General features: G+C 41.4%; 8 protein-coding genes and 1 pseudogene. 6 read left to right on the top strand and 3 right to left on the bottom strand.

Features of this window, described 5'->3' with window-relative positions; translation table 11 throughout:
- Window positions 1-541 (bottom strand): annotated as a pseudogene (locus PR809_RS17325) (signal recognition particle-docking protein FtsY); the annotation flags it as partial.
- A gap of 276 nt (window positions 542-817) precedes the next feature.
- Between PR809_RS17325 and rsmD the strand changes: the two are divergent.
- Both rsmD and PR809_RS17315 read left to right on the top strand, forming a co-directional pair.
- Window positions 818-1399, top strand: a complete 582-nt coding sequence (gene rsmD, locus PR809_RS17320; protein WP_206276526.1) for a 16S rRNA (guanine(966)-N(2))-methyltransferase — start codon at window positions 818-820, stop codon at window positions 1397-1399.
- A gap of 10 nt (window positions 1400-1409) precedes the next feature.
- Entirely contained in the window at window positions 1410-1706 is a 297-nt protein-coding gene (locus tag PR809_RS17315; RefSeq protein WP_102137985.1) for a DUF1145 family protein, read from the top strand.
- Between the two features lie 6 nt (window positions 1707-1712).
- Here PR809_RS17315 and PR809_RS17310 read toward each other — a convergent pair whose 3' ends face one another.
- Entirely contained in the window at window positions 1713-2063 is a 351-nt protein-coding gene (locus tag PR809_RS17310) for a DUF2500 family protein (protein ID WP_102137986.1), read from the bottom strand.
- Between the two features lie 152 nt (window positions 2064-2215).
- Here PR809_RS17310 and PR809_RS17305 point away from each other — a divergent pair, with 152 nt between their 5' ends.
- The 3 genes from PR809_RS17305 to PR809_RS17295 all read left to right on the top strand — a co-directional run bounded on the left by PR809_RS17305 (window position 2216) and on the right by PR809_RS17295 (window position 6564).
- Window positions 2216-2845 (top strand): lysoplasmalogenase, encoded by a 630-nt coding sequence (locus tag PR809_RS17305; protein WP_102137987.1) that lies wholly within the window; start codon window positions 2216-2218, stop codon window positions 2843-2845.
- A 160-nt stretch (window positions 2846-3005) separates the two neighbouring features.
- Window positions 3006-5423: a zinc/cadmium/mercury/lead-transporting ATPase gene (locus tag PR809_RS17300; protein WP_206276525.1), complete on the top strand. Its 2418-nt coding sequence runs from the start codon at window positions 3006-3008 to the stop codon at window positions 5421-5423.
- A 214-nt stretch (window positions 5424-5637) separates the two neighbouring features.
- Entirely contained in the window at window positions 5638-6564 is a 927-nt protein-coding gene (locus PR809_RS17295; protein WP_206276524.1) for an Rpn family recombination-promoting nuclease/putative transposase, read from the top strand.
- A gap of 52 nt (window positions 6565-6616) precedes the next feature.
- On the opposite strand, the gene tusA is transcribed toward PR809_RS17295, so the two are convergent.
- On the bottom strand, window positions 6617-6865 hold the full coding sequence (gene tusA, locus PR809_RS17290) for a sulfurtransferase TusA (RefSeq protein WP_102137990.1): 249 nt from the start codon (window positions 6863-6865) through the stop codon (window positions 6617-6619).
- A 169-nt stretch (window positions 6866-7034) separates the two neighbouring features.
- Between tusA and PR809_RS17285 the strand changes: the two genes are divergently transcribed.
- Window positions 7035-7703 (top strand): 7-cyano-7-deazaguanine/7-aminomethyl-7-deazaguanine transporter, encoded by a 669-nt coding sequence (locus PR809_RS17285; protein WP_102137991.1) that lies wholly within the window; start codon window positions 7035-7037, stop codon window positions 7701-7703.
- Window positions 7704-7756 lie beyond the last annotated feature (53 nt).

Here is a 7756-nt window from a genome sequence, read left to right as displayed (position 1 = left end):
CCGCTTGTTCTTCTGCCGCTTGGATTGCAGATAACTCAGCTTGACGACGTTGTTCTTCAGCTTCTTCTGCTGCTTGGATCGCAGCTAACTCAACTTGACGCTGACGTGCCATTTCTGCTTCAGCAATACGTATTGCTTCAGCTTCTTGGCGTTCACGCTCCGCTTTTTCTTCCGCTAATATTTTCTCTTGGGCTTCCTGATGCGCTTGTTCCGCTTGCTCTTGGGCCGCTTGGAGTTCTGCTAATTTAGCTTCTCGCTCACGTTCTGCTTGTTCGGTTGCCGCATCAATCGCAGCTTGCTGCGCTTCATACTGGCGCTCAGCTTCATCTTCAGCGGCTTTAATAGCGGCCTGCTCTGCTTGATGTTGACGTTCCGCTTCGGCTGTTGCGGCATCTACCGCAGTTTCATGGGTTGATTGGTTTTCAACGTCCTTGACTACATCATTATCATGCTGTTGAGCTTCTTGTTGCTGGGTTTCTTCTTCATTTTTACGCCCAAACCCCAACCATGAGAAAAAACCTTTTTTCTTGTCTTTAGCCATTTGCCACTACACTCCTCGCGGTAAAAATATGGCACTCGATAATCAAATCGCAATAAAATTATATGCAGTCTACCATTTCATCGCTCAGCAACACATATCTGAAAGAAAAATCCTGCCAATTTAATCTGAATTTCAGTGTTAAAACGGTGAAAATAAAGTTCTATAATTGAAAAATGACCAATCAGAGATAACAACACTGCAACTTATCGCCTGACAGGTATACAATAGTAACAATCAAATTTAAGTACATAAACCCGTTAAGCAACAATAAACATTATGGCAAAAAAACCACAATCCCCCTCTTTAGGGCAAATTCGTATTATCGGTGGAAAATGGCGCGGAAGAAAGCTGCCAGTTCGTGATAGTGAGGGCTTACGTCCAACTACAGACAGAATAAAAGAAACGTTATTTAACTGGTTAATGCCAATTATTCGAGATGCTCGTTGCTTAGATTGCTTCGCAGGAAGTGGCTCACTCGGCTTTGAAGCACTTTCTCGTTTTGCAGAAACGGTCACCTTTATTGAGTTCGATAAACAAAACGCACAACTGTTAACTGAAAACAAAGCTCGCTTACAAGCAGATAACGCAACTGTAGTGAATCACAATAGCCTAACTTTTTTAAGTCAAGCAGGTACACCTTTTGATGTCGTTTTCATTGACCCACCATTTCGCAAAGGGCTGCTCAATGAAACTATTCAATTGTTAGAAAAAAACCAATGGTTAGCTGAAGAAAGCTGGATATACGTTGAGTCAGAAGCGGAGTCACCACTTACTGACATTCCAGCTAATTGGCAACTTCATCGCGAAAAAATAGCGGGGCAAGTCGCATATCGCCTTTTTATTCGAACTTCACTTTAGGGACAAAAACATGTTTATCAATATTGGACGCCTACTCATGATTTGCGTTTGGAGTTTTATGGTCTTTAACCTCGTCCATCCATTCCCTAAACCATTGAAATACTTTATGGATATTGCAATGGTTTTTATGATTTTCATGCACGCATTACAAACTATTTTCCTAAAAGCAACGCTACCAAAAGGGGAAAAAATATCGGGTTTAGTTCAACTGCGCATTTTCTTTTTTGGTGTATTCGAAATGCTAGCGATGCAGAAAAAAAATAAAGCTGATTTAGAAAAAGCGAAGAAAAAACAATTAGGCGAGTAACCTATTCTACGCTGGCTCAAAACGAATAAAGCGGGTACCTTGCATAATGAGCTTACCTTCATGGCCAAGTTCAACGCCTTGATACTGTTCTTCAGTTACAATAGTTTTAATAATTTCGCCACTTGATAGCGTCTTAAAGTGAATCTCATAGCGAAAAGTTTCAGGGGAAACAACATCCCGCTCTCGAGAGCGCATATTTGGGTATGGATAGTCTTTTTTGCTATCAACCTTGACTAAGTAACTCACAGGCAAGGCGTTATCGTTGATTTCATTTTGCTTGCGTTGATCAAAAAAACGCTTGGTTGCTAGAACAGCAATGATCGCTAAAACAATGATCAATAATATGGGCTTATTCATAATGTATGCTTTTCACTTAAAAAGTCAGTCGCTATAGTTTATCTTATTTAACTAAGTTGGACACGCTTCTATACTCTACATAGCTTGAAGTAAACGAGTATAAGTTGCCGGATCACTGTCGTGTCATTCATTGAACATATAAGGATGTGTATATGATTAGTTGGCCATTCCTCGCAGTACTCTTTTCTGGTTGGTTATATGTCGATGCCGCCTATCGAGGACCCGGGTGGCAACGGTGGTTATTTCGCCCGATCACACTGCTACTTTTATTACTTTGGGGCTGGAGTTCCGACGATCTTAACCTGCAAAATTACCTCATTCTTGCGGGGCTACTAGTCTCGCTCGTCGCGGATCTGTCTCGTATGCTTTCAAGTGAGCACTTACTAGCTTCCGTTGCGTTGATGTTCTTGAGTTACCTGATTTATACCATCAGCTTCGGAATGCAACTCAATTTCGGGCTCTATCTACCTTGGCTAGCCGCCCCTCTGATTGTCGCTGCCATTACTTTAGTATTTATCTGGGGCAAACTTGAAAATCTTCAAGCCATTGTTTTTGCATCATTAATAATGTGTATGATTATGGCATGGGTTGCTGGTGACCAATATTTTGGTCTCGGTCGTGAATACAATTTTTCAATCATGGTTGGTGCATCACTGCTCTTTCTTTCTAACTGTGTTTGGCTAATTGCTCGATTCCGTATCCCATTTAAAGCTTCAAAAGCCGTTGTTGCTGCTCTCTATTTCCTTGGGCAGTTCTTTATTGTCCGAGCAATTTATTTATAACCCCTTTTTAGTAAACACCATGCCAATTGATAAAAAGTGCTATTTGAGAATTTTATCAGTTGGCAGCCCCTCTTTTAGTTTGACTCTGGAGTAGACTCCAGAGTGTAAACTTATCTGCAATGAATAATGAAACGAATTATTGTTAGATAAGGGGGCGCTTATGCACTCACACTCTCATAAAGAAAATCATACACATACCAGTTCTTGCTGCTCGAATAGCGCTACGTGTTCTTCTGTAATCACAGAGAACAGCAAAGAAGTGAGTAATGACTCACATACTCACGAACATGGCTATACAAAGCAACACTCTGATGACGATGAAGAATCTCACCAGCATCAAGGATGCCATTCATCCCATGAGCATGATACCGACGATACGCACCATAACCATAGCCATGCAGGCCATGACCACCAACACGGTGATAGTTGTGGGTTAAGCGCGAATATCATCAATGACGTTGAGCCAACCCAAGCCGCAGGGCAACGATTCAGTTGGGTTATTCGCGGTATGGATTGCCCTAGTTGTGCCAATAAAATTGAAACCGCAGTCGGCCAAATTAGTGAAGTTAAACAAGCTAAGGTATTGTTCGCTACTGAAAAATTAGTGGTTGATGCCAATACGGATATTAGCGCGGCGGTTCGTTCCACGGTTGAAGCTGCTGGCTATGAATTGCTCGAAGTGAATGGTAATAGTGCGGCGGCTATTGCGCCACCACAAAGCTTACTCAGTGAAGCTAAGCCCGTCATTATATTAGCGATTTTAATGGCAATTAGCTGGGGTATTGAATCATTCAGCCCAAAAATTGGTAACATCGCCTTTATTTTGACAACCCTGTTTGGTTTATACCCTATTGCTCGTAAATCGTTGCGCCTAATTCGTACTGGCTCACCCTTTGCTATCGAAACTTTGATGACCGTTGCCGCGGTAGGTGCAATCTTTATTCAAGCCACAGAAGAAGCCGCAATGGTTATCTTACTGTTTATGTTAGGCGAAATGTTGGAGTCTTATTCTGCCGGAAGAGCCCGACGAGGAGTTAGCGCCTTAATGGCACTGGTCCCAGAAGATGCTGTTTTGATCAAGGATGGACAAAAAACCACCATACCTGTGGCACAATTACGCCCTGGTGATATTATTGAAATCGCACCGGGTGGTCGTTTACCTACCGATGCCGTATTAGTCTCAGGTTTTGCCAGCTTTGATGAGAGTGCGCTAACAGGTGAATCTGTTCCCGTCGAACGCAATGCAGGCGAAAAAGTTGCTGCTGGCTGTTTATCCGTTGATAGAGCCGTGCAGATGAAAGTGGTGTCAGAGCAAGGCCAAAATGCCATCGACCGTATTTTACAGCTAATTGAAGAAGCTGAAGAACGCCGCGCTCCAATAGAACGCTTTATTGACCGCTTTAGTCGCATATACACACCAATCATTATGCTTATTTCTGCATTGGTGATTATTATTCCACCAATTTTCTTTGATGCATCATGGGAAACATGGATTTACCGCGGTTTGACACTGCTATTAATCGGTTGTCCTTGTGCCTTAGTAATTTCGACCCCTGCCGCAATCACCTCTGCACTCGCAACGGCGACACGGCGCGGTGCATTAATTAAAGGCGGCGCAGCACTTGAACAACTGGGTACTATCACAACAATTGCTTTAGATAAAACAGGCACACTAACGGAAGGTAAACCGCATGTCACTGACCTTGTCCCTGAAGAAGGCATGACAGAAAGTGAATTAGTACGGATAACCGCTTCCGTTGAGGTGGGCTCCCATCACCCACTGGCTAAGGCGGTAGTGAATAAAGCCGAAGCATTATCGTTGGTAGTAACCGAAGCTCAAGACCGAAAAGCACTGGCAGGGAAAGGTGTTGAAGGTGTTTTGAACGATAAACATATACTGGTTAGTGCACCAAACCGCCTTGATACCCCGCTAAATAGCGAATGGCAAGGTAAAGTTGAGGCACTTGAGGCCGAAGGGAAAACGGTTGTTGTCACACTAGAAGATAACCGTGTAATTGGTTTAACCGCGCTACAAGATACACTGCGCAATGATGCAAATGACGCAATGAGTTTGCTTAAAGCGCTTAACGTTAATGCGGTGATGCTAACGGGTGATAATCCTCGTGCTGCGAGTGCCATTGCAGGGCAACTAGGCATGGAGTTCCGTGCTGGCTTGTTACCTGAAGATAAAGTTACCGCAGTAATGGAACTTAATCGTAACCACAGCACCATGATGGTTGGAGATGGTATTAATGATGCGCCTGCGATGAAAGCCTCCAGTATCGGGGTAGCCATGGGAAGTGGTACGGACGTTGCGTTAGAAACCGCCGATGCCGCATTAACTCATAACCGTTTAACGGGGCTAGCTGAAATCATCGCGCTTTCTCGTGCAACGCGAAAAATCATTCGTGAAAATATCGCGATTGCCTTGGGGTTAAAAGCCGTATTCCTTGTCACAAGTTTATTAGGTATTACAGGCCTTTGGGTCGCTGTATTGGCTGATTCAGGCGCAACAGCACTCGTCACAGCGAACGCAGTGCGTCTATTACGCGTTAAATTACCCCAAGTGAAAAAATAGCTTTAATTAACAGAGTTTCAATCAACCAATTTAAACGCCGCGTTAAGTGGCGTTTTTCATTTACAACATTTCCAATAAACACCTGTATTACAATATGTTAAATGCAAATTCAATTAAAGAATTAGGACTAACTTTTTCTCCATAAACCTCAGTTTTCGCTAGAATACGTTTTATCAATAGATTATTTTGGTATAACGTTTAGTGGGTACTGAGTATGGTAAAAAATCACAGTTCAACACCGCATGATGCTGCATTTAAAGGGTTTATGTCTAAAATTGATAATGCACGTGATTTTTTTGATATTCACTTACCTAATCATATTAAGCAGTTATGTGATTTCAAAACATTAGCGATAACAAATTCATCTTTCATTGATAATCAGCTACGTACTCGTCTTTCAGATGTTCTCTACACTGTCGAGACACAGCAAGGTGAAGGATATATTTATATGTTAGTTGAACATCAATCAACACCCGATAAACTAATGGGTTGGAGGATGATGCATTATGCGTTCCTTGCCATGAATCAGCACTTACAACAAGGTCATCGTGATTTACCACTAGTTGTCCCAGTTTTATTTTATCATGGGAAAATAACCCCTTACCCATATGCTAAGCCGTGGACACACTGTTTTCAGTGGCCTGAAATTGCGTCAAACTTATACAGTCAGCCATTTCCTCTCGTCGATATTACTGTTATTGATGATAATGAGCTCGTAAACCATCGCAAAGTTGCCGTCATGGAACTTGCTATGAAACATAGAGACCTAAGAGATAACATAGAAAAAATTACGCAATTACTAGCTGAAGCGATGAATCGAAACTATCATCATAGTGATGACATAATTACTATTTTCAATTACTTATTTATTACTATGGATTCACCGCATTTTGAAACAGTGGTCAATCAACTTATATACCAACTAGAAAATAACCAAGAGGATATCATGAACATCGCACAACGATTAAAAAACCAAGGATTACAAGAAGGTATTGATATCGGTGTAAATAGAGGCATTGATATCGGAGAAAACAAAAAACAACATGAAATTGCTCTTAAAGGTTTACAACTTGGTACAAGTATTGAACTTATCTGTCAACTTACAGGGCTGAGCTATCAGGAAGTATTAAACCTACGTTAATCCCTACTTCTTGGCAGGAATTAACGTACAAAATGAAATTAGCTAATAACTATTAGCTCGACTTTTTACGCAGCAAATAACGATACGGGGTATTATCAACCTCTACGGCTAATAAATCATGCTCCATAAAACGGCAAAAGCCCGGAATGTCGCGTGTGGTTGCTGGGTCATCCGCAATAATTAACAACGTTTCCCCATCTGCCATATTACGAACCGTTTTACGCACTAACATCACAGGCTCAGGGCAACGCAACCCAAGTGTGTCAAGGGTCTTAGTAGCATTATCAAAAGAATCAGACATAAATAAACACTTCTAAAGAGAGATCAATAATCGAATTATATAATAAAACGTGTCTTGATGAATGAACTGTTTTGCTTTCGTTGCGCAACGAGCGTATGATGCACAGTTCCCAACTGTTGGGATGAATTTCATGGGTTCCCTCACCCCATTGTCACTAAAAAGGTACAATATGTTTAATTTTACTGCGCAGCAAAAAGCCACTGCGTTAATTTGGCTTTCGTTATTTCATATTTTAATTATTACTTCTAGTAACTACCTAGTGCAATTACCGATTAATATTTTCGGTTTCCATACCACTTGGGGCGCATTTACTTTTCCATTTATTTTCTTAGCAACTGACTTAACCGTCCGTATTTATGGCGCGCCACTTGCACGCAGAATTATCACTGCGGTTATGCTGCCGGCATTACTGATATCCTATGTTATTTCAGCATTATTTTTCCAAGGTGAATGGCAAGGCTTTACTGCATTGTCTGAATTTAACTTATTTGTCGCACGTATCGCAGCCGCTAGCTTTATGGCTTATGTCCTGGGGCAAATATTAGATGTCAGTGTTTTCAATCGATTACGTCAAAATGCACGTTGGTATGTGGCTCCTGCTTGTGCCATGTTCTTTGGTAACTTAATTGATACTATCGCGTTCTTCTTTATCGCATTTTTCCGTAGTAGCGACCCATTTATGGCCGCAAACTGGGTAGAAATTGCTTTAGTTGACTATGTCTTTAAGCTACTTATTTGTATGCTGTTTTTCTTACCTGCTTATGGTGTGCTTTTGAATTTTATCTTGAGATATTTCTTCGCAAACTCAGATAAAAAGCAGTTAGTCAATCAACACTAAAAACAAAAAAAGGAGATAGCTAAATGCTATCTCCAAATAAGATTAACTGAGCT

The sequence above is a fragment of the Providencia sp. PROV201 genome, assembly GCF_028479545.1.
Taxonomy (GTDB): Bacteria; Pseudomonadota; Gammaproteobacteria; order Enterobacterales; family Enterobacteriaceae; genus Providencia; species Providencia huaxiensis.
The sequence above is the reverse complement of the archived record's forward strand: the minus strand, read 5'-3'. Positions and strand labels throughout refer to the sequence as shown.